This window comes from Ruegeria sp. AD2(2025) (assembly GCF_056542385.1).
In genome coordinates this window covers 22,444-44,516 of sequence record NZ_JBQFZS010000009.1, presented here as the reverse complement: position 1 = coordinate 44,516, position 22,073 = coordinate 22,444, and the positions used below count along the sequence as shown (strand labels likewise).

Genomic DNA, 22,073 nt, shown 5'->3' with positions numbered 1-22,073 from the left:
AAAGGTCATCCCATGAACCAGATGGTTTCCCCTGCCGCCCATGGGGCGGCGGTCGCACCTGTTGATACGTCCTCCCCAGATCTCAAAGCGGCCCGATCTCTTCTTGCCCACCTCCAGCGCGGCCAGCGCATTGATGCCAATCTTCTGCGCCAGGCGATGGAAAATGCGTTTGGCGCGTCTGACGCTTCCGGTGCGTGGAACTGGAAGCTGGCCTATGATGTCTGCGAGGCGGCGCTGGTGCTGTTTTTTCGCCAGTATGGGCCTGCGCTGATGCGCAAGGCTGGATCAGTTGAGGCGGTCCTGCCGATGCTGGATCGTCTTGCGGGTTTGATGCCATCCCACACGCGTCGTTCCGAGGAATCCGTTGATCTCCAGCAATTCTCGACGCCTTTGCCGCTTGGGCTGGCCGCAGCGCATGCAGCTGCAATCCAACCCGGCGATCTGGTTCTGGAGCCCTCCGCCGGCACCGGGCTGATGGCGGCGCTGGCGGAGATGCTCGGCGGGCAGCTTGTTCTGAATGAGCTGTCGGACACCCGCGCCGGTCTGCTGGCGGGTCTGTTTCCGGCCGCAGATGTCACCCGGTTTGATGCCACGCAGATCAACGACCACCTCGACACGGGCGTCGTTCCCAGTGTGGTGCTGATGAACCCGCCATTCTCGGTGATGGCGCAGGTCAAGGGCAGGGTGGCGGATGCCGCCTATCGCCATGTGGCCTCAGCGCTTGCGCGTCTTGCCCCAGGCGGGCGGCTCGTGACCATCACCGGATCGAGCTTTGCACCAAATAATCCGGCATGGTCCGACGCTATCACCAAATTGCAGGACACCGGCACGATCTTGTTCTCGGCCCCGATCTCCGGCAGCGCCTATGCCCGTCACGGCACCAGCACGGAAACCCGCCTGACGGTGATCGACAAACGCCCGGCCGAAGATCCGAAGGCCTTTCCTTTCGACCCCGGTCTGGCGGAAGACAGCGCCGCGCTGATGACACTGCTGGCCGACCTCCCCGAACGCCTGCCGATGCAAGCGTCTTGCGCATCTGCGCCAAAGCACGCCCCATCTTCTCTGTCCCGGCCCATCTCCGCAAAACGCGGGGTTGCCGCTTCGGCCCCCGGCCTTGGCCGCGATCCAGATGCCGTAGCGCTTGTCTATGAGACCATCAACTGGGCCCCATCAGAGGGCGCACGGCTCGGCGAAGCGATTTATGAGAGTTATGCGCTACAATCCATCCGCATCCCGGATGCCAAACCGCACCCGACCAAATTGGTGCAATCAGCGGCCATGGCTTCGGTCGCGCCGCCCAAGCCGGGCTATCGCCCATATCTGCCGGTCAATATCCACGATCATCTCTCCGAGGCACAGCTGGAGACGGTGATCTATGCGGGTGAAGCCCATGGAGACCATCTGGCTGGTCATTGGTCCGTGGATGAGACCTATGACAGCCTTGCCGCAGCATCTGAAGGCGACGCGGATGCAGTCCGGTTCCGCCGCGGCTTCATGCTGGGCGACGGCACTGGCGCGGGCAAGGGGCGGCAATCGGCCGGGATTATTCTCGACAACTGGCTTCAGGGCCGCCGCAAGGCGCTCTGGATCTCCAAATCCGACAAGCTGCTGGAAGATGCGCAGCGCGACTGGTCGGCGCTTGGCATGGAGCGACTGCTGATCACGCCCTTATCGCGTTTCGCCCAAGGCAGACCGATCACGCTGAATGAGGGCATTCTCTTCACCACTTATGCCACGCTGCGCTCCGAGGCGCGGGGATCAAAGGCCAGCCGCGTCGAGCAGATTGTCGAATGGCTGGGTCCAGATTTTGACGGGGTGATCATTTTTGACGAAAGCCACGCCATGCAGAATGCCGCCGGTGGCAAAGGCGAACGGGGAGATGTTGCGGCCTCACAGCAAGGCCGGGCGGGCCTGCGCTTGCAGCATGCGCTGCCGGACGCGCGCATCGTTTATGTCTCGGCCACAGGGGCAACCACGGTTCACAACCTGGCCTATGCGCAACGGCTCGGCCTCTGGGGCGGGGAGGATTTCCCATTCGCCACAAGGTCCGAATTCGTCGAAGCCATCGAGGCCGGTGGTGTGGCGGCAATGGAGGTGCTGGCCCGCGACCTGCGCGCCCTTGGCCTCTATACGGCGCGATCTCTTTCTTATGATGGCGTCGAATACGAGCTGGTCGAACATCAGCTGACGCCGGAACAGACCCGGATCTATGACGCCTATGCCGGGGCCTTCGCCATCATCCACAACAATCTGAACGCGGCGCTGGAAGCCTCGAACATAACCGGAGAGACCGGGACGTTGAACCGGCAGGCCAAATCGGCGGCGCGCTCGGCTTTTGAAAGCGCCAAGCAACGGTTTTTCGGCCATCTGCTGACCGGCATGAAGGCGCCTACCATGATCAAGAGCATCGCCCGCGATCTGGAAGACGGCCATGCTGCTGTCGTCCAGATCGTGTCCACCGGTGAAGCCCTGATGGAGCGCCGTCTCTCGGAAATCCCGACAGAAGACTGGAATGATCTGCAGATCGACATCACGCCGCGGGAATATGTTCTGGACTACCTCGCGCACAGCTTTCCGACCCAGCTTTATGAGCCGGTCTCTGATGATGAGGGCAATATCACCTCCCGGCCGGTCATGCGCGATGGACAACCTGTGGAATGCCGCGAAGCTGCCGACCGGCGCGATGCGCTGATCGAACGGCTCGCAAGCCTGCCATCGGTGCCGGGGGCACTCGATCAGATCGTGCAGTATTTCGGGACGGATGTGGTGGCCGAAGTCACCGGGCGATCTCGTCGGATCATCCGCAAGGTCTCCCCCGGCGCACCAGACCGGCTGATGGTGGAAAGCCGCGCCGGATCAGCGAACCTGTCGGAAACCCAGGCCTTCATGGATGATCAGAAACAGATCCTGATCTTTTCCGACGCCGGCGGCACCGGGCGCAGCTACCATGCCGATCTTGGCGCGAAGAACCAACGCCTGCGGGTGCATTACCTGCTGGAGCCGGGCTGGAAGGCCGACGCGGCAATCCAGGGCCTTGGCCGCACCAACCGGACCAACCAGGCGCAACCGCCCCTGTTCCGGCCAGTCTCCACAGACGTGAAGGCAGAAAAACGCTTCCTGTCCACGATTGCCCGCCGCCTCGACACGCTTGGCGCGATCACACGCGGCCAGCGCCAGACCGGAGGGCAGGGGCTGTTTCGCCCGGAGGACAATCTGGAAAGCCCCTATGCCCGTGACGCGCTGCGTCAACTCTACCTGATGATCGTACGCGGCGGAGTCGATGGCTGTCCGCTCGCGCGGTTTGAAGAGGCAACCGGGCTGAAGCTGATGGATGACACTGGCATCAAGGATGACCTGCCGCCAATCACCACTTTCCTCAATCGCCTTCTGGCGCTGACCATCGAGATGCAGGGCATTCTCTTCGCGGCCTTTGAAGATCTGCTCACCGCCCGGATCGAAGGGGCCATCGCGGCGGGGATCTATGATATCGGGCTGGAAACGCTGCGGGCCGAGAGCTTTGTGGTGACCGACCGCAAGGTCATCCATACCCATCCCGGCACTGGTGCAGAGACGCGCCTGCTGACCCTGCTGCGTCGCGAACGCAACCATCCCCTGCAATTGGACGACGCGTTTGACTATCTGGATCATCCAAAGGCGAAGCTGTTGGTCAACGAGCGGTCAAACCGGGCGGCGGTGCAGGTGCCGACCACATCGGTCATGGACGATGACGGAGTGCTGGAACCGCGTGTCCGTCTGATCCGTCCGATGGAGGCCAGTGCGGTCCCGCTCAAACTTATGCCCGACACGCTTTGGGCTGAAGCGGATCGCGCCGTCTTCTCCGCTGCCTGGCAGCTCGAGTTGTCCAGCATCCCGGAATTCTCTGACAGCACGTTGCATGTGGTGACGGGGTTGTTGCTGCCAATCTGGAAACGCTTGCCGCAGGACAGTACGCGGGTTTATCGTCTGCAGACCGATGAGGGCGAGCGCATCATCGGGCGGCGAGTGACACCGGCCTGGGCTGCTGCCATCAATGCCACATCGGATGGGCCCGACATGCCTGCGGCTGACATTCATGCCGCCTTGCTCGATGGCCAGACCATCTTCGAGCTTCAGGATGGCCTTCAACTGCGCCGCGCGCGGGTCATGGGCGCGCAGCGGATTGAGCTGACTGGGTTCACCGATGCGCAGTTGGAGCGCCTCAAGGCGGATGGCTGTTTTTCGGAGATCATCTCCTGGAAGCTGCGCCTGTTCATCTCAGTAGATTTACGGGGTGTGGAGACTATCGAACGTCTGGTACCGCGTCATCCAGTGACGCGGATCAGTGACCGGAGGGCGGCGTGATGCGGGAAAGCGTATCTGAAATCAAAGACCGGCTGGCCGATCAGGCCGAAGCGGTCTGCCGTCATTACCTTCCCGCCGGACGGCGGGAGGGCAATTACTGGCTGGTCGGTGACATTCACAACACGCCGGGTCGCTCAATGTATGTGCGCCTGAACGGTGGGACATCCGCGCCATCGGGTAAGTGGACCGATGCAGCCGAGGGGACTCATGGCGATCTCTTCGATATCATTGAGACCCGCTGTGGTCTCAGCAGCTTCGGCGATGTCCTGCGGGAAGCACGTCGATTCCTGTCCCTGCCGCCACCGGGAGACCAGCCGGAGTCTGAGCGGCCCAGCAAAGCAAAGCCCAATTCCCCGGAGGCGGCGCGGCGTCTGATCAAGGCGTCGAAGCCTTTGATCGGATCTCTGGCGGAACGCTATCTGCACGGGCGGGACATCACCCATCTGGCGGGTCTCTCGGCACTGCGGTTCCATCCCAGCTGCTATTTCCGTCCGGAGGGTAGCGATGAGGTCGAGGCCTGGCCCGCGATGATCGGGATTGTCACTGACCTGTCAGGTGAAATCACCGGCGCGCATCGCACCTGGCTCACCGCCGATGGCAGCGACAAAGCCCCGCTGGACGATCCGCGCAAGTCGATGGGCAATCTGCTCGGCAACGGGGTGCGCTTTGGTGTGACCGGTGAGGTTCTGGCTGCGGGGGAGGGGATCGAGACCGTGCTGTCCGTCCGTCAGGCTCTGCCCCATCTGCCGATGATGGCGGCGCTCTCTTCGGGGCATCTCGGCGCCATCCAGTTCCCGCAGGGGCTGAGGCGGCTCTATGTGTTGCGCGATAACGATCCGGCCGGCGACGCGGCGGTGGCAAGATTGTGCAGACGCGCAGAGCAGGCCGGGATTGAGGTAATTGTGCTCCGGCCTCAGCATGGCGATTTCAACGATGATCTGCGGCAGGTGGGAACGGATACGCTTCGAATGGCGCTGAGGTCGCAGATGCTGGGCAAGGATCGGGCGGCATAAGCTGCTCATCTCAAGTGTGGGGAGAGGCGGGCACGTTCGGCCCCTCTGCATTGGGGGCAGAGAGCATCCCATAAACGGGAACCTTTTATCTGCCAGACCACGCCCTCGGCCTTCTTCATATGCGAGCGGCCGACAGCCCGGGCGGACAGGCAATGGCCGCGCTCCGGTTCTTTTCCGCCGGCGGGCAGGCCCGCCTTTGCATCGCGAAACAAAAGAACCGGGCTTGGCCATCAAGGGCCGGGCCATCAATTGCTTGCAGCATTTTTGATTTGGAGTGGCCCGGCCTGCCAATCCGCCCCGCCCGTCAGCTGATCGTCGCATGAAGGCCGCGACGGGCGCGGTCCGCCAGACAAAAGGCACCCGAGACATGATGAACGATCTCACCCCCAACACATATGAGCCGAACCAGACGGCCTCATCCACCGCCCACACCCTCGAAGAGCTGCAACTCTACGGCTACCGTCCCTTTGAGGATGAGCCCGACCCCCGGCCTTTGCCGGAAGCGCAGGCGATCTCCACCGCTGTTGCAGATATCTTCGACGCCATGATCGCCACCCTGGGCGACACACGGTTGGAACCCGACCTTGAGGAACTGCTCTGGTCCACGGTCAACACCTTCCACCGCGCCGCCGCCCGGATTGAGCGCAGTCTCGATGACAACGAGCAGGCACAACGCCGAGGGCAGCGGGAACAGGATGGCTCCGAGGTGAAATCCGTTGAGCTGGAACGCCTGACGGCCGAAGGCTTGAGCCTGATCGAACGGCGCAATGCGCTGGAGATCTTCCGCGACACCGCCGCCGAGGCCTTCACCCTGCACACCGGCAGCCTCTGGCAACCCCGCTCCGGCTCGCGCGTCAGCCACCGCAACATGACCTCGGCGATGATCGACAGCCGGGATTACCTCTCTGCCAAACGCAAGGCGGAAAACGAGGTGCTTCTGCCCGCAGGCCCCAAAGTGGTCCTGACAGGTGGCGCCGATTATGGCGATCACCGCAAGCTCTGGGACACGCTCGACCTGGTGCTGGCCAAACATCCGGAGATGGTTCTGCTGCACGGTGGCTCCCCGCGCGGTGCCGAACTGATCGGTGCCAAATGGGCCGAGACCCGCAAGGTTACGCAGATCGCCTTTAAGCCAGACTGGACCAAGCATTCCAAAGCAGCCCCCTTCAAGCGCAACGATGCGATGCTCGATGCCATGCCGGTGGGTGTGCTGGTCTGCCCGGGCACGGGGATCCAGGAAAACCTCGCGGACAAAGCACGCAAGATGGGTATCCCGGTTCTGCGGATTGAGGAAGGGAGCGTGTGAGCGTTCCCAATTTCTGGGCGATCAACCGATCGTCCAACTCGCTTCGACGCGAAACTGCGCGACGGTCTTGGAGCGTTACCGATGCAAGGTTTTAGAGCAATAGGAGCCCGGAAACGAAGCCAAAGTTGAGAACAGTTGGTCAGCCCAATTGCCTTCGAACCATTTTGAGGCGCGGCGGCGAACATATGATATATACTGCGATGCGACGGCAAGACATACTCACTCCGCACGAGCCTTTGCGAGCGCCTTCCATTTAAGTGCTATGGCTTCAGCAGACAGGTAGCCGGACTTTTTGGCGTCTTCGATACAGCTCTCGAGCAACTTTTCGGCCTTATGTGAAAGCAGATCATCCCCTTTTGAAGCATTCTCAAGGATCTGCGATCTCGAACGCAGGAACTTTCCGACGACCATTGGGCAGTCATATTTTAGGCTCTTACTGACGGAGACGAGCGTCTTGATATGAGTATTGGCTGCCTTCAAGTGCTTTCCGACGGGCGCTCCTTCCAACAAGGCGCATTCCCCCAAGGTAAGGTGAACCCCCGCCTTGACACCCAATAGATCCAGGCGCCCGCCGTGGCTTATCTTGCTGTTTTCCAACCTGTCGTGCGCATCCTTGATGTAATCAAGGGCCAACTCATAGTCACGGGCGACGCTGTGGCGTCTCGCCTGGTCGACCAAAACGCCTATACGATCAGCGCCAGCATAATGATTGAGTCTGCCGATATTGGCCTCGATGACGTGCCTAACCTTTCGCGTTACGTTGTCTGGCATCTTTCGGATATCATTCGAAAACCACGGCTCCGCAAAAACTGGATAGTCACGACACAAGAGACGTGCAAAGCGACGAGCCGTGCGACCGCTGAGTACCACTGGTTCTGAATGATCAATGTATCGTGCAATTAAATGTTCAAGGCATTCGAGCCTCTCATAAGTGCGACGAGCAGCTTTTAAGTCGTTGCACGCAATCCAATTCAATTCTGCTTCTCTGGCCGCGAGCCTCATTCGAGACTGGACAAGTTTGAGCTTATCCGGAAGCAAACTGGCAACGTCAGCATTTTGACCTAGCGGATCAAAACCAATCTCGGATGTAATAGTCTTGGATTGGTCGATGGTCCACGCCAAAACGTCGTTTAGATTTCCGCCATCTACAATGTTTTTCCCGGACGCGATACCGGCGTCGATAACTGTACTGGCAATTCGGGCTCGCATCGCCAATTGGCGATGCCGCTCGCGCGGCGACGTAGCGCATTCAACCTGGTGAGACATTTCGAGGGCCCATGCGACGACATGTGGCAATTGGCTGTGGTAAGCTGCAAGCGCTACTGTCAGCAATAAGTCGATCTGCGTCTGCGTCTCAAACAATTCTGTCACATGGGTCGGAATTTTTTCTGGCAAGAAATCAGAGACCCGAGGTCCTAAGTTCCGCAGATGAGAAATGGTCCAGATGTGCAATTGTCCGGTTGAAAAAAAGATCAGAAGATATAGTTTCAGTCGTAACTCGTCTTGGTCGGTGACCATCGAGAGGCGGTACCCTTCGTCTATGTCCTGCCGGAGCACACATTGAACTGCAAATCGTAGCGCATGTACCGGATCAAACGTGGATCCGATTGTAAAAACTTCGTCGAGGGAAAGGCGTAGAGCACGATTGGTCGCGCTTTCGGACCCTCTTTCAATAATTGCACTATAGTCGTTCGGCAGACTGGCAAGCAGTGCAACAAAGCACTGAATGTCGCGCGCGATCTCGCCTCGGTCCGACGAACTCGCATCCTCAGATCTCCTCATCCGTTTCAGCTGGGCCTTTCGCCTGGAAGCGGTGGCGATCAAACGGAACGCGTCCTTGGCCAACCCATGATGCGCGTCATCCGCCAACAATGCTTCCAAAATTGAAGTGGCGACCGCCGAACTCATATACCAGTTGTCCCCGCGTTCCTGTCTCTCTTCTTGATACCCCAGCTCTTCGGGATCCGTTCTTACTTGATGGTATCGGCTTAGGAAGAGCGTTCGTGCGCCGTCGGAAATATGTTCCAAATTCCGAATTGCCTCGGACCAATAGTCCAGGAACTCTTCCGGTGAAGACGACATAAAATAGCGTCGACACAACTCCTTTAGGCTCGCGGTTGTTAACACGTCTTCAGTGAAGCGTGTCGCTGCAATGAGTGTTATGGGTAAAAGGATTCCCAAATTGTCGATTTCATCGACTAAAGCCTTGTAGATCTGAGCTTCTCCGGCCGGGTTCGTTGTGACCCCAATGCTAGCCTGATCTTTGAGATACAGTTGACACACTTCATAAAATGCCCGGCTCCGGACGCCCATTCCATAGAGAGCAGATAGAGAGAGCAGGATGTCTCCGGAAACTTGAACGCCTTTTTCGAGCGATGCCGCGAATGCATTCAGAGCCTCCTCTAGGGACTGCGTGTAGCCTCTTTCATCCGTGAGCTTTGCGTCAGGCTGACGATAGTGCCACAAGTCACCAGTGGACAAATACCACGCGAACCGATCAATTTGCGGGCGGGGCACCTGCACGATTGCACGCCGTAGACTGAGGTCGCGTGGAGCATAGGCGTGATCGACTGCGGTTGTTGTTATGATGTACCGCGACTGCCGATTTGATCGCCACAGCCGACTCATCAGCCGATAAAGACCGGAATTTTGTAGGACGCGTTCCAGGCTGTCTCTATCCAAGCCTTGGGCATCCAAAAAGACAAATAACGCTGCGTTTTCTTTGTGTTCAATTTCAATCAGGCGTAGGAGCTCGTCTAGTGATCCTCCTTTCATGTGCAATTGCTTCAATAGTCTCGCATGATGAGCAAGATTGGCATCGCGTTCCAGTTTCTCGTTGGCCCGCATCAAAAACGCCAAGACATATGAGCACAGAGATCCGTAGTCATGATTTCGAATGCTCAACGCGAGAATGGGTAGGCGCATTTTGGTCTTGGATGCGTAGCGCACAGGCAGAGTGATAGGCGCATCATCGATGCATTGCGCACGCAGCCTGCGAAGCAGGTCCCCGACGACGCTTTTTTTCCCAGATTGCTCATCTCCCAACAACAACGCGATGTGGGGTTTTCGTGGATTTTCCTCGTAATTTTCGAGTCGTGTCAGAACCTGATTGAGCGCGTCCTCGATGTCAGTGTCGCTTTCCCTTTCTGCGGCTATCTCGTTATCTATGAACTGTTGCAGTACTGGTTCGAAGTCATGCAACGGACCAAGTTTCTCAGCTTCTGGGGATGGGCCTCGCTCACATTCTTGGAGGCCCAACGCTTTGTATAGATAGGCTGCGCAGGTTTCCGGGCTTGGGAAGCTTTGGTCTAACAACTCGTTCAAACGAGCCGCTGCAGACGCATCTGAGGCGAACACTCTTACGTGGACAAGACATCTGGCTGCGTGGGCTTTGACATTCTCATAGTAAGCAGACAATTCGTGTGGAGTAATTGTCAGTCTGTTGTTCGCGTCTGAATAGTTTGTAGTCGCGAGTTTGATCAGCAGCGAAAGACGAACTGCGTCGACCTTCTCCACTCGATGCTTCAAAATCGAGTATGCTGCCTTTAGAGGGGATTTTCCGGCGTCCTCTTGAAGTTTTTCGGACAAGGGCAGTAAACACAGCAATGCCCACATTTTACCTACAAGCCCAATTTCAAACCTTTGGGCGCCGTCATCGGCCTTCACGAGCTTTCCATAGCCTAAGCTCATCAGTTCGTCAGTATAGTCTGAGTTTTTTTCTATTTGGAATAACTTCAGGAATGTCTTGTTATGCCCGGATTTGCGAAATGGATCAGGATAACGTTGATGCAGTGCTAAAATTGCCTGCTGAACACTCGTGCTACGGAAATGGGATTGCGTCTGCTTTGGGCCATCTAATGGTGGCATTGCTTCTCCTTGGAGCCGAAATTTACTTCCTTGACTCTCCTTCCGAGATGCGATTTGAGTACCGCTCTCTCTAAGGCGTCGAATATTCCGACGAGACTAGAGGCTTGGCAAAAAGTTGCCAGCAACTTTTTTCGCTCTTGACGAAAAAATCTCAAAAAGCTGCACACAGCAATGGTTGCAACTTTCTTGGCAAATTCAGCGCAATTTAGAAATTGTTAACCAACTTTCTTGGCGGAAAGTGATTCTCATGCCGACCGGAGATCACCCATGCAAGCCAAAAGAAAGCCAGACAGCCAAAACCACACTCAAACAAAAACTACAAGACAGATTAAGGGATCGCCCTTCAAAAAGAAGTGCATACCTGTTGGTGACCGATTTCGAAAGAATGCTGTTGCCTTGTTTCGTCCCGATCTGCGCTATCCGAGCGAACTCTTGGATGAATCACCAGACAACTATGCTGAACGTGGAATCAATATCCTGAATTCGCTCTATTCGTGGCGACCACCTGGGCACAAGTTTCAAATCAAGAAACCCATTTTGTGGACGTTCGTGACGTCCATCTCGGTGGTTTTCATCGTGTTGTGCGTCAATGCCGCTGGCAGCCGTTACGTGGGCGATCTTCCCGCTGCTCACCGCATACGCCCACTCTTTTGTCAGTTTCTGGCAGCCCAAGCTTTCTTCGGTTTTGACACGGGTCAATACGCCATCATCGCCCGCTGTACGCAAATTTCCCCCATCAATGTTTCTGTCTAGGAGGCCGCAATGCCCATCAATCCAATCCGCTTTTCTCACACATCAAGCGACCACGCGCCCATCAGCGAAGCTACTGCCATTGTAGCACTTGGAATTTCGACGGTTTTATCTGGGTCCGGGGTTCTCTTTTCGTTGGAGGTCTTCTCTATGGCGATTTTCCTGCGCGTTGCTTTAGCAGGTTCAATCACGTTCTTGATCACAGCATCAATTTACATCGCCATTCGCCGTGCCGGGTATTTCTTTGCCTCTCGAAAGTTTGAGGGTATTTTGCATAACCGCCGTGGTGGCTTTGTTGGCTTGTCGCTAGCGTTCGGTTTGGCGATGATAGGCGTTTCTACGGCGACGTCGTTTTCTGCCATGGCGTATTTGCGGTACGAGACGACGATTCAGTCTGAATTGGATCGCCGAGCCAATACGACTATCATCGAACCTTTGCAGAATCTTGCTGTGACCTTCGGAAGCATTTCTGTCGAAGCAAGTAATGTCAGCGACTTGGCTGCTGCCCAATCGGAAATCGAAGCGACGTCTGGCGGAACCTGTGGGCCAACCGGAACTGGAGAAGGGCCGTTTGCGAGACTAAGAGCAAGTCATGCAGGGACGCTCGCGGATCTGAGCACATCGGCAACATCCGTATCAGGTCGGGCGCTCTCTCTTCTTGGCCGGCTTTCTGGACCACTTACCCAAGCGAAAATCGACAGCGTTCATTCGAATGCACAAGCCCTTGTGCTTGACCCTGCGACGCAGCGCATCTCCGGTGTGGCCAAAACACTGCGGGAAGGTTACGCAGGCGCCGGGTTTGCATGGGAAGGTCAGAATAGGTCTTGTGATGACCCGGAAATGGTTGAAGCTTTAGATCGGCTTTTGTCTGCAACGGTGGAGCCCATTGTGCTCGAACCTGTTGCGCCAACTAAACTCGAGGCGACTCTGTTTGATGCATATGCGGTGTTTTGGGGTCTGCTCGTTGGAGAGGGATCTAAGTCTTCCAAACTGAACACGATGACCTCGTTACCCTTCTTTCTTGGGTTTGCGTTGTTTCTTGATGGAATTGGGGCAATTGCCGCTTGGAAAGCCGGAACAGCATCTGGGCGTCGCCTCACAACACGCGAGAGAGATGAGCTCCATAAGCATCGTTGGATTTTACAGAATTTCATTTGGAAATTCCCGTCAAGACAGTCTCCAACTGATGATCCAGATGTTCCGATTATGGAAGAAGCTTATCTAGTCATTCCGCATGGGGGGGATGGGGACAAGACGGATGACGCAGAAAAGTTCGCGTTTGCTTTCGGTTTACACGTTGATGCAGCACGGCAATTCACGCCAATGACGTCTCTGCCGAAGGCTTTCCGCCCGTTCGTCGACAGGTTGCGGCTTGCAAGCGGGGGTGCGAAATCCATCTCGATTTACCCGATTGAAGATCAGGACACTTACGATCGTCTTGAACGCCACAAGCGACTTTGTGCTCTGGCATTATGGTCCGATCGCGCGCAGTCTTCTGAATACGGTAACGTCGACGACAAAAAGTGGATGGAAGAGCCCGCAAAACAAGAACAGAAAAATGCAGGGAATTTGCACTCTGTTCTTGGTTAACCCCGCAATCTGGAAAAAGGGGCCGCCTATTGCGGCCCCTTTACTCTTTTCGGAGCCGTAGACGCATCACATCCGGTCCAGCGAAACAAAGATGATCTGCACTAGGAAATTCGATGGTGTGATCAACGAGAATTTCCGCCTGCTTGTTGAGCATCTGGAGCGGGAGTATTGGGCAAGAGCGTTGTGTTATTGTAGTTTCTTTGGCACGATGAACGTGTTTGATATGACGCTTTTGAATTGATGGTTCCAGCAATGACGGTATTCCTGTTTAGCCACGAACACATAGGCCCCAATCAATTGGTAGGACCGACAGGCAAATTGACCGACGTTGATCGGACAATACTCTGGCGGGTCATGCAGGCTATAGAAGGGTCTTGGCAGCTTAGTCCCTTGGTTCAAAACCTCCGAAGCCAGTGGGAAGATATGATTGAATCTCGGTGCCGAGAGCCAGGTTCATACCTGGCCGAGTTCAAAAACGCTGTTGCCGTCCTGATCGAGCTTGAAACTCTGGAACCTTCCAAGTTCAATCAATTGCTGTTCTTTGATACAATTGTTGAACGCTCAAATGATGCGCATACAAGGCTGGAACACGCGAAGTTCTATGTCATCAACGACTTTATCCGATTTTTGATCCTTTCAGGCGCATTCCAACAATTTGGCGCGCGGAACTACCGCGGGTTCATGGGAGGATCGAGATTTAGGGATACTCCGCCGGCGCGCACGGGGGATCGATTTTGAGTGAAGACTATGAGTATATCATCGTCGGGAGCGGGGTCGCGGCAACTCTTGTAGCGAAGTCTCTGCTGGACTCAAACCCGTCAACTTCAATCTTGATTTTGGAAGCTGGTGAACGCATAGCATCCCGAGATAGAAAAAGTTGGTGGGACGCTGTTCTAAGCAACCGTACACCTTATTTTCAAACCTACGATGAAGATCGGGGCTCCACCGCAGAAAGTATTTCTGTCGGCCAGACGGATTGGGGCTTCAGGAATTCCCGCGTCCGAGCGTTTGGCGGTTCAACAATGCATTGGGGAGGTTGGTCGCTTCGTTTCAAGGAAGAAGACTTCGAGTGCTACAGTCGCACGGGTCGCGGTGCAGATTGGCCAATAAACTACGATGATCTTGAGCCTTGGTATGCACTCGCCGAGCGGGTTTTGAGTGTATCGGGAAAAACCGGCGAGGGAGGGCCGAAAAGAAGTGGCGATTTCCCTGTTATCCCTTTTCCATGGTCAGCGCATGAAGCGGAACTCTCTCTAGCATTTGAAGCGCGAGGATTGTTGCCCGGTCACATGCCGTTGGCACGATACAATCGCTGTATGACGACGGGAACCTGCAAATATTGCCCGATTGGTTCTCGGTTTACGGCACAAGATCTCTTGGAAGACCTGGAGTGCAATTCGGCGTTCATAAATCTCGAAATTAAAACCTCCTCTCCTGCACTCGAATTGCTCGCATCGAAATCTGCCATCAAGGCCGTGCGGTATTTCGATGGGGAACGGGATCAAGAGATAGTCGCTCAGGCCAATCGAGTTGTCCTATGCGCTGGCGCCTATGAATCGCCAAAGCTATTGATGCGGTCACGATCAGGAGACTGGCCGAACGGTGTAGGTAACAAGAACGATCAGGTTGGTCGATATCTGGTCACACATACTATGCTGGTCATTCAGGGGGAAAAATCCTCTAACCCTGATCGCTTGTTACAGGAGTATGATTTCCCAACTTTGATGTCGCGCAGTTGGGACACGCCTGAACGACAGCGCGAAGGAAAGGTTTTTCTGTTCAATAGTGCAAGCCGACCCAACGTCGACATCGCACGCGAGATGATAGGCGGAAAAACCAGGTCGGATATCGAGGCTCGTTTGATCGGTGAAAGGCAAGCTGGCCTTAGCGCCTTTATCGAAGAATTCGGAACGTTCGACAATCGTCTTACGCTTGGGGAAGGCACAGGTAAATTCGGTCTTCCAAAGACAGTCGCCGATTTCACAATGGCTCCTGACCTTCCGGCGACCGCCGACAAGGTGCTTGGTGAGATGGGTGAAATCCTGAAAACTGCCGGATATGAGACATCCCCAGGACTCCGTCGTGATCCGAGAGGTGATCATACGTCCGGGACTTGCCGTATGGGGACCGGTCCTGAAAACAGCGTAACCGACCTCAATCTTCAGGTGCATGATGTTCAAGATCTCTACGTTTGCTCCAACGCAGTCTTTCCTACGGCCGCTGCGGTAAACCCGACATTGACCTTGGCTGCTCTCTCGCTGCGGCTTGGAGCGCATTTGTCTGGTAGAACCTATGGGGAAATATGACGATGGCGACTTTCAAAGAGATAGGAGATCAACTTAAAGCGCTCGTTTCTGAACAAATGCCACCTGACGAATTTGCCGTGATGTCCGAGGTGGCGCGCAAGGCAGCTCCCTATGATGCACTTTCACAAAAGGTTACGCTGTCGAATGAAGCCCTTGTTCGAAGCACTGTCTTGGATGCTCTAGATGCGGCGGCGGCCCTCGAATTTGCCACTATCCCGCCCTATCTGACGGCGCTTTGGTCGATCAAAGATCAAACGAATCCGATTGCTCAGTCAATCCGGAGTATCATCCATGAAGAAATGACACATCTTGGGCTGGCTTGTAACATGATTGCCAGTTTAGGTGGAACGCCAAGTCTCACTGGAGACAAAGCTCCTCAGTTTCCTCAGACGCTGCCGGGAGGCGTGCATCCCGAATTGGTTGTCAAACTCGGGCCGCTGGATGATTCAACCCTTCCCGTCTTCCTGGAAATTGAACGCCCCGAGTCCATTGTCCCGATAGAAGGCCAAGCCAATCCTGATTTTCCGGATGGTGACAATACGATCGGTGAGTTTTACGAAGCGGTTCGATTGGCGGTCTACGCACTTGACCCAGAGTTTCTGTCTGGATCACAACTGACAGGTCCTCTTGTACCTTTCGTCATAACCAGTCTGCAGACTTTAGATGATGCAATCGACCTTATTCTCGCTCAGGGTGAAGGGGCGACTGGTACACCTTTTGAAACCGGTCCCGACGATCTGGCACATTACTATCGGTTCAAAGAAGTTGCGTTGGAGCGGCGCCTTTTATGGGATGAGCAAACGAAGTCCCTAAAACTGGGGGACCAATTTGCTCGTCCCGCGACACACATTGTGACATCACCACCCGCAGGCGGTTATGACAACACCTATCCAGCTGAAATCCTTTCTTATTCGCGTGCCTTCAATAGTATCTATTCTGACATGCTCACAGCACTGGAGCGCGCTTGGGGTGCCGGAGGACACGCATCTCTCCTGCAATCGTTGGAGCTCATGTTTGAATTGCGGCCGATCGCGCAGAGCATGATGTGTTTTGGCGGCAAAACCGGACAAGGGTTCGTACCAGAGTTTCGCTTCCTTGAGATTGCAGACCGTTAATCTCATTGACCTGCCCCCCGAGGGTCCCTCATTCATAACGAGAGTCTGCGGGTCTGTGCTGTGCTACCGGAAGTGCCCCCGCTTGGGGTTAGATTTTCCGCCGTTTGATCACACAGACGGGCTGGATGCGTCTGGCAATTTCATGAGCGCAGCTGGGACGTTGTTCCCGATTGCACTGTGCGGTCTTTCTTCGTTGTAGTCTCTACGCCAAGCCTCCAACTTTTCGGCCGTATCTTCAAGGCCCATGAACCAATGAGCGTTCAGGCATTCGGATCGGAGTTTGCTGTTGAACGCTTCGATGTAGGCATTGTCGGTCGGCTTTCCCGGCCTTGAGAAGTCCAGCGTGACGTTCCGTTGGTAAGCCCAGAGGTCCATGTCACGAGAGACAAATTCGCTGCCATTATCGACCCTAATTGTCTTGGGATAGCCGGTCTTACGGCAGATACGATCCAAAGTCGCAACGACGTCTTCGCCCTTGTAGCTGAACCGCGCGTCTAGCACCGGCACGTAGCGAGAGAACGTATCGACGACTGTCAGAATGCGTATCTTGCGGCCCGTCGCCAGTTGGTCGTGCACGAAGTCCATCGCCCAAACATCATTTGGATTCACCGCCTCTTTGCGGTCTTCGCGAAGCTTCGCCTTTACACGCCGTTTGGGTGTCTTGTTACGCAGCTGCATGCCCAATTCCTTGTAAACTCGATAGGTTTTCTTTGCATTGATCTCCCAACCTTCCCGACGCAGAAGCACATGGACGCGCCGATAACCAAACCGCACGCGTGTCTCACAAATCTCTCTAATCCGCTGTTCTAACGCGGCCTGATCGCGCCGACGGAACTTGTACCGATATGTCCGCGGATCGAACCGAATGAGACCACAGGCCCTCCGGATCGATACCTGCCAATCAGCCCTGATCTCATCGACCAGCGTTCTCTTGCGAGCAGGCCTCAGAGCTTTCGCTTGATCACATCCTGAAGCATTTCTTTGTCCAGCGACAAGTCTGCGACGATCTTCTTCAGCCGTCTGTTCTCGTCTTCCAGCTCACGCAACTTCTTCATGTCCGTCGGCAACATCCCGGCGTACTTTTTCTTCCAATTGAAGTACGTCGCTTGGCTGATCCCAGCCTTCCGACAAATCTCAGCAACTGGCGTGCCTTCTTCGCCTTGCTTGATGATGAACGCCTTCTGCGCGTCAGTGAATTTCGATGCTTTCATAGTCATCCGCTCCTCTCCCAGCCAAGGGAAATCTAGCGGAAAACTCTAGCCAGAAACGAGGACGTTTTCAGGGATCACAGCATCATCGACCAGCGACGATTCGGCTGGGAGCGTTCCCGGTTCGGCTTACTTGATGTTGATCTGGGAGATAAGCAGGTTGTTTTTGAGGGTAGGGATTTGCGTTTTTCTTATGACCGGCGACTCCCATGCGATGCAATACGAACGTTGACGAAAAGGATCATTTTTAAGGAGTCATAGCTCGTGGATACGGTGGTTATCTGATGAGATGGCCTCAATGATGATCGTTTAAACTACAATTCAGTAGAGTGTTGCTTTTCCGAAAGTGTAAGTTCAAATTTGAGTTGCATCTCAATGTGTTCTTCCAAAAAAAGAGGGACAGTTTTTGTCTCTCTAACAGCCATTTATTTGAGGGAAAATAATTACATGCGACTGAAAACTATTTGTCTATTCCTTGCCTTGAGTGCGTGCAACCAATTGGACGGTAACAACACTGGCCCAGAGACTGGAGCGGCGCAAAATTCCGAACAATTTGCACGGACGGGACAAGAACGCACTCAGATCCATGCTGACTATGCGGCACAGTTTCAGCGTTGCGATCGCGAAAACATATTCAATGGGCGTGTCATGAAGGGCAACAAACGGTGCCGACATCCAAACCCGCGACGTCGGGACCTGAATGTGCTCGATGGCTTTTATGACATCGACGGCAAGGCGATTTCATTCAAAGCTAAGATGTCCGTTGACGTTGATGGAGGATACGCGCCCTGCACTGGGGTAGGGGGCAGTACTGACCAATGTCCAACGACTTACCGGTACAAGACCCTGTCTCCGGGCGATGAAAAACTGCCCAAGTGGCGCAAGACATATGTGACATCAGATCTGGTTCCTTATGTCGTCATCCCTTACGATAGCTTGCGCTCAGGGCGCCCAAATGATCCAGAGTCACGGGAGTTCCGGGATAGAACCGGGGTGTCGATGGGGGATCTGGGTGTTGTTGTCGATGGTGACACGGTAGTACCCGTTTTTGTCGCGGATGGTGGTCCGCACAACAAGATAGGCGAGGGGTCACTGGCTCTCTTTGATGCGTTGGGTGACACGCGATGCGCCAGAAGGGCGACCACAGACAATCGGTTTTGTGAAAAGATCAAAAACTACAGTCTTGGCCGGACTGTCGAGTACATTCTGTTTCCGGGTTCGGCTGTTGACGGCTTGACCCCATCGAACACGAATGAGCTTGTCAGGGCAAAGGCTTTGCAACTCTATGAAGACGTGGTCGACGTGGAGCGCTGAACGTTCTGCAGGCGTTGATGTCGCCCAAACTGACACGGCACTTTCCCTGCAACCTGCTCTGACGCCTCGGAGGGCAGACAAAGCTAGCTTTGTCTGCGTTCGCACGAATGGCCGCTTATGACAGCCTAAAGTGCGGTTTGGGCCAGAGTTTAAGGCATGGTCGCCCACGAAGCAGAAATAACTTTCAAATAGCACGTCGTACCGACCGCGCTCTACTCGCTTCGCTCCCGGAGCCCACATCCGTGGTCTCCGCCATCCGGTAACGATCGCTCGTGCAGTTTACCCGCGCCGTTCGGTTATTTGATGGACGGAAGAGGGGCTTTCGATTGTTGTTTCTCAGTTGGTGGCTCAATACCGGAGGTAGAAACCCCCATCAAAAGCTTCCTGATCATGCGGATTGGCCTGTAATATATGACCAATGACTTAAACCAATTTCAGACTAGAGGATTATTTGCGATGACCGATAACAATCAATCCCCCTATACACTGACTGGTCCGTACCGCGAGCAAGACGGCGACTTGATTTTTGAGGGTCTGGATGGCGCAGGCGCTATTGCCTTCAGGAAGAACCATGTTGAGGTCAGCCATGACGGCGTTGTCGTGCCGCCGGAAGTGCGCCCCCGACTCCTAAGCCCCCCTGTTCAGACAGATGCCTCGGTTGAACAATTGAGCGGTTTGTACTGCATTTGCATCGGGCAGACGTGCTACACGTATCAGTGTTCCGACAATAAATATCTCGGCATATGTAGCCCCCCATTTCCGTGTTCTTACTACGGTTGCAAGAGCTGAACGGGGGGCCTCAGTAACCCAACCGACCCCGTGGGCTTTAGTGCTCAGGGGATAGGGACATCGTAAACGAAAACGCCGCCGTCAACAGGTGCGGACCCCAGAATTGTCCCATCTGCAGCGACGATACCGCTATAGCCGCAATAGACGGAAGGCAGGAACCGGCCGTAAGGTCGCTCTCCGACTGCGTTGGCACCAATCACCATCGCACCGGTATATTCTGCCGTCTGGCTGGCGTACCCTGTTGCGTTGAAACCTTCAGCGCCGCATTGATCTTGTTGTCCGGCAGCGACGCCCCAAACCACAATGATCGTCTCAACGCCAAGCGCCTTCACGTGATCCAACGCAGCTGTGTCGTAGGTGTAGGCGTCAGCACAGACCAGAACGGCTGTCTTGCCAAGCGGTGTATCGACAACCGGGATCATATCGACAGTTGCCTGATAATAGCTGCATCCGCCGCTTGGGCCGGTGGTGCCTTCCGGGCAATTTGCCGGGTTAAAGGCATTCTTCAGAACCTGGTGTTTACGGCTGTGGATCAGGATAGATCCATCCGGCCCGATCAGAGTTCCGGCATCGTAGGGCAGAAAGATATCCTCGGACACTTGCGGCCCTTGTTCGGCAAACCCAAAGGCGATGTACACTTCATGCTCAATAGCGATTTCGGCCAAAGCTTCTGTGACTGGGCCGGGAACGACGGTGGCATCCGAAAAGGCTTCCGGGTTCAGCCATCCCAGATAGGATGACTCCGGAAACACTACGAATTCGGCCCCTTTGGCCTTTGCTTGGGCAACCCATGACTCGATGACGCTCCAGTTCCCCGTATTTGTCGAATTGAGTTGTACCAGCGCAACTGCTGCGCTGTCCTCTCCCCGGAAAACCGACGTAGCATGAAGAGCGGGTTGATCAGTGCCTTCAGCGAAACTTTGTGAAACCGCACCGAACACGGTCAGCGAAAGAGCAAATGTAGTTTTCTTCAATATAGACATGGTCAATCGTCTCCAGAGCGAATTATTTCGAAAAACGGTCATAAAAAACGCCACCAGTTTACACCTAGGGGTAGAAATCTCGAAGCTATATTTCCATCATCCCAAACCCGGTTTGCCCGACAGGCGGCGAATGGGTGAATTCTGTGCTCATGTGCTGTGGATATCGATGTCGGCATCCTCTTTCTCCCAACTGACGAAGCCCGCCATCAAGAGGGTCTTTCGCCTGGTGATCGATGGCGGTGCCGCCGGTCCCTTTGGCGCTACACGCCCCGCACCAACTCCTTCTTTTCTTTCCGGCCCCTGTGGCTGTCTTGCCCAATCCGCTGAAGCCTGCATCTGTGCCTGACCCCTGCACCCGGTAGCCCTTCTCATCCATGAACAACACCAGCGATGTCATGTGCGGACCGGTAACGAGGGTGGAATGGGTGATGGAATATTGTCCTGACCGGTGGACCTGGCATCTGCCCGATATTGCCTGCGAGGACGCTGGACCGGCAGTTTGTCCCTCCGTCGCGCATCCGCCGGGGGACCGTCCCTCCGACTGACTGATCCCCTAAGCCCGTTCACTCCCCGCCAGCAACCCCGGCGCACCGGACCCGTGTCCTCGGCTGCGCCTGCGGGCCGCACCAGTCCGGTTCTTAGGGGTCAAGCGGATGCCAGGGCATCCGTGCGGGCGTCTCGCGACGGTCTTGGCCGGGTCTCGTCGGAGGGACGGTCCCCCGGCGGAAGCAACGGAGAATTCAAATGCAAAACATCGTCATCCTCGCAGGCAACATCGGTCAGACACCTGAAACCCGCACCACGCAGGGCGGCACCAAGATCACCCATTTCACCCTCGCCACCTCGCGTCCGCGCTATGCCGAAGGTCGGGTTCTGCGGGATGAGAAGGGCTACCGGGTGCAGGACACTGAATGGCACCGGATCACCTGTTTCAACGGCTTGGGCCAGACGGTGCAGGAGCACTGCGACAAGGGCATGAAGGTGCTGGTGCGGGGCCGCATCCACTACACCAAATGGACCGATAACACCGGGATCGACCGCTACGGCTGCGAGATCATTGCAGAAACCGTGGACTTCCTCAGCCGCAAAACTGAGAACGAAGACCCCGAGATGATCGACCGCCATGACCGGGACTACTAAGCCCCGGTTACACCCCCGACCGGCATAGCCGGTCGGGGGAGATGCGAAAGGCCAGTTTTTTGCAACGACAGATCGGGCCGGGATCAGTGTAACTTCCGATCCTTGGTCGCAGTTCGGATCATCTTTGCAATCTCTGCATCGTTGTCCCGAAGGACCTCTTTGAAAAAGGCCCCCAAGTTAAAGTTTTTCCGGAAAGCCGCAGGTATCTTGCCGCGGATTTCTTCCAGTGCATCCCCGATTTCCGAGCCGTCAGATGTTGAAATCTGTATGCGAATGGGCTGCCCCTGTTCGCCTTTTTTCGGCGAAACAGAACTCGATATGGCCCCGGCGGTTTTCTTTTTGCTCATCGGT

14 protein-coding genes are annotated in these 22,073 nt (G+C 55.5%); 10 read left to right on the top strand and 4 right to left on the bottom strand.

Going from position 1 to position 22,073, the window contains the following annotated elements; genetic code table 11:
* Positions 1 to 21 precede the first annotated feature (21 nt).
* The 3 genes from ACR1XV_RS16485 (at position 22) to ACR1XV_RS16475 (ending at position 6,660) form a co-directional block, all read left to right on the top strand.
* Entirely contained in the window at positions 22 to 4,341 is a 4,320-nt protein-coding gene (locus ACR1XV_RS16485; protein WP_480533548.1) for a strawberry notch-like NTP hydrolase domain-containing protein, read from the top strand.
* Positions 4,341 to 5,354: a DUF7146 domain-containing protein gene (locus ACR1XV_RS16480; RefSeq protein WP_480533287.1), complete on the top strand. Its 1,014-nt coding sequence runs from the start codon at positions 4,341 to 4,343 to the stop codon at positions 5,352 to 5,354. Before ACR1XV_RS16485 ends, ACR1XV_RS16480 begins: the two co-directional genes overlap by 1 nt.
* Before the next feature lie 367 nt (positions 5,355 to 5,721).
* Positions 5,722 to 6,660 (top strand): DUF2493 domain-containing protein, encoded by a 939-nt coding sequence (locus ACR1XV_RS16475; protein ID WP_480533546.1) that lies wholly within the window; start codon positions 5,722 to 5,724, stop codon positions 6,658 to 6,660.
* Between the two features lie 219 nt (positions 6,661 to 6,879).
* Here the strand turns inward: ACR1XV_RS16475 and ACR1XV_RS16470 are convergent, their stop codons facing one another.
* Entirely contained in the window at positions 6,880 to 10,527 is a 3,648-nt protein-coding gene (locus ACR1XV_RS16470) for a hypothetical protein (RefSeq protein ID WP_480533285.1), read from the bottom strand.
* Between the two features lie 267 nt (positions 10,528 to 10,794).
* Here ACR1XV_RS16470 and ACR1XV_RS16465 point away from each other — a divergent pair, with 267 nt between their 5' ends.
* The 5 genes from ACR1XV_RS16465 (at position 10,795) to ACR1XV_RS16445 (ending at position 16,288) form a co-directional block, all read left to right on the top strand.
* Positions 10,795 to 11,280 carry a hypothetical protein gene (locus ACR1XV_RS16465; protein WP_480533283.1) on the top strand — a complete coding sequence of 162 codons (486 nt, stop codon included), beginning with the start codon at positions 10,795 to 10,797 and terminating at the stop codon, positions 11,278 to 11,280.
* Positions 11,281 to 11,289: 9 nt separating this feature from the next.
* Positions 11,290 to 12,867 carry a hypothetical protein gene (locus ACR1XV_RS16460; protein ID WP_480533281.1) on the top strand — a complete coding sequence of 526 codons (1,578 nt, stop codon included), beginning with the start codon at positions 11,290 to 11,292 and terminating at the stop codon, positions 12,865 to 12,867.
* A 252-nt stretch (positions 12,868 to 13,119) separates the two neighbouring features.
* Positions 13,120 to 13,605, top strand: coding sequence for a hypothetical protein (locus tag ACR1XV_RS16455; protein WP_480533279.1), 486 nt, complete (start codon positions 13,120 to 13,122; stop codon positions 13,603 to 13,605).
* The gene (locus ACR1XV_RS16450) at positions 13,602 to 15,173 is read left to right on the top strand and encodes a GMC oxidoreductase (RefSeq protein WP_480533277.1); all 1,572 of its coding nucleotides are present in this window, start codon (positions 13,602 to 13,604) and stop codon (positions 15,171 to 15,173) included. The genes ACR1XV_RS16455 and ACR1XV_RS16450 overlap by 4 nt, the downstream gene beginning before the upstream one ends.
* A 2-nt stretch (positions 15,174 to 15,175) precedes the next feature.
* Positions 15,176 to 16,288: a ferritin-like domain-containing protein gene (locus tag ACR1XV_RS16445; protein WP_480533275.1), complete on the top strand. Its 1,113-nt coding sequence runs from the start codon at positions 15,176 to 15,178 to the stop codon at positions 16,286 to 16,288.
* A 108-nt stretch (positions 16,289 to 16,396) separates the two neighbouring features.
* Here ACR1XV_RS16445 and ACR1XV_RS16440 read toward each other — a convergent pair.
* Positions 16,397 to 17,499, bottom strand: a protein-coding gene (locus tag ACR1XV_RS16440; RefSeq protein ID WP_480533273.1) for an IS3 family transposase whose coding sequence is annotated in 2 segments (ribosomal slippage) — positions 16,397 to 17,238 and positions 17,238 to 17,499 — 1,104 coding nt in all. Because the reading frame shifts where the segments join, the coding sequence is not laid out codon by codon here.
* A gap of 444 nt (positions 17,500 to 17,943) precedes the next feature.
* Here ACR1XV_RS16440 and ACR1XV_RS16435 point away from each other — a divergent pair.
* Positions 17,944 to 18,810 carry a hypothetical protein gene (locus ACR1XV_RS16435; protein ID WP_480533271.1) on the top strand — a complete coding sequence of 289 codons (867 nt, stop codon included), beginning with the start codon at positions 17,944 to 17,946 and terminating at the stop codon, positions 18,808 to 18,810.
* Between the two features lie 833 nt (positions 18,811 to 19,643).
* On the opposite strand, the gene ACR1XV_RS16430 is transcribed toward ACR1XV_RS16435, so the two are convergent.
* Entirely contained in the window at positions 19,644 to 20,582 is a 939-nt protein-coding gene (locus tag ACR1XV_RS16430) for a carbon-nitrogen hydrolase family protein (RefSeq protein WP_480533269.1), read from the bottom strand.
* Positions 20,583 to 21,326: 744 nt separating this feature from the next.
* Here ACR1XV_RS16430 and ACR1XV_RS16425 point away from each other — a divergent pair.
* On the top strand, positions 21,327 to 21,722 hold the full coding sequence (locus ACR1XV_RS16425; RefSeq protein ID WP_480533267.1) for a single-stranded DNA-binding protein: 396 nt from the start codon (positions 21,327 to 21,329) through the stop codon (positions 21,720 to 21,722).
* A gap of 83 nt (positions 21,723 to 21,805) precedes the next feature.
* Here ACR1XV_RS16425 and ACR1XV_RS16420 read toward each other — a convergent pair whose 3' ends face one another.
* Positions 21,806 to 22,069, bottom strand: coding sequence for a hypothetical protein (locus tag ACR1XV_RS16420; protein WP_480533265.1), 264 nt, complete (start codon positions 22,067 to 22,069; stop codon positions 21,806 to 21,808).
* Positions 22,070 to 22,073 lie beyond the last annotated feature (4 nt).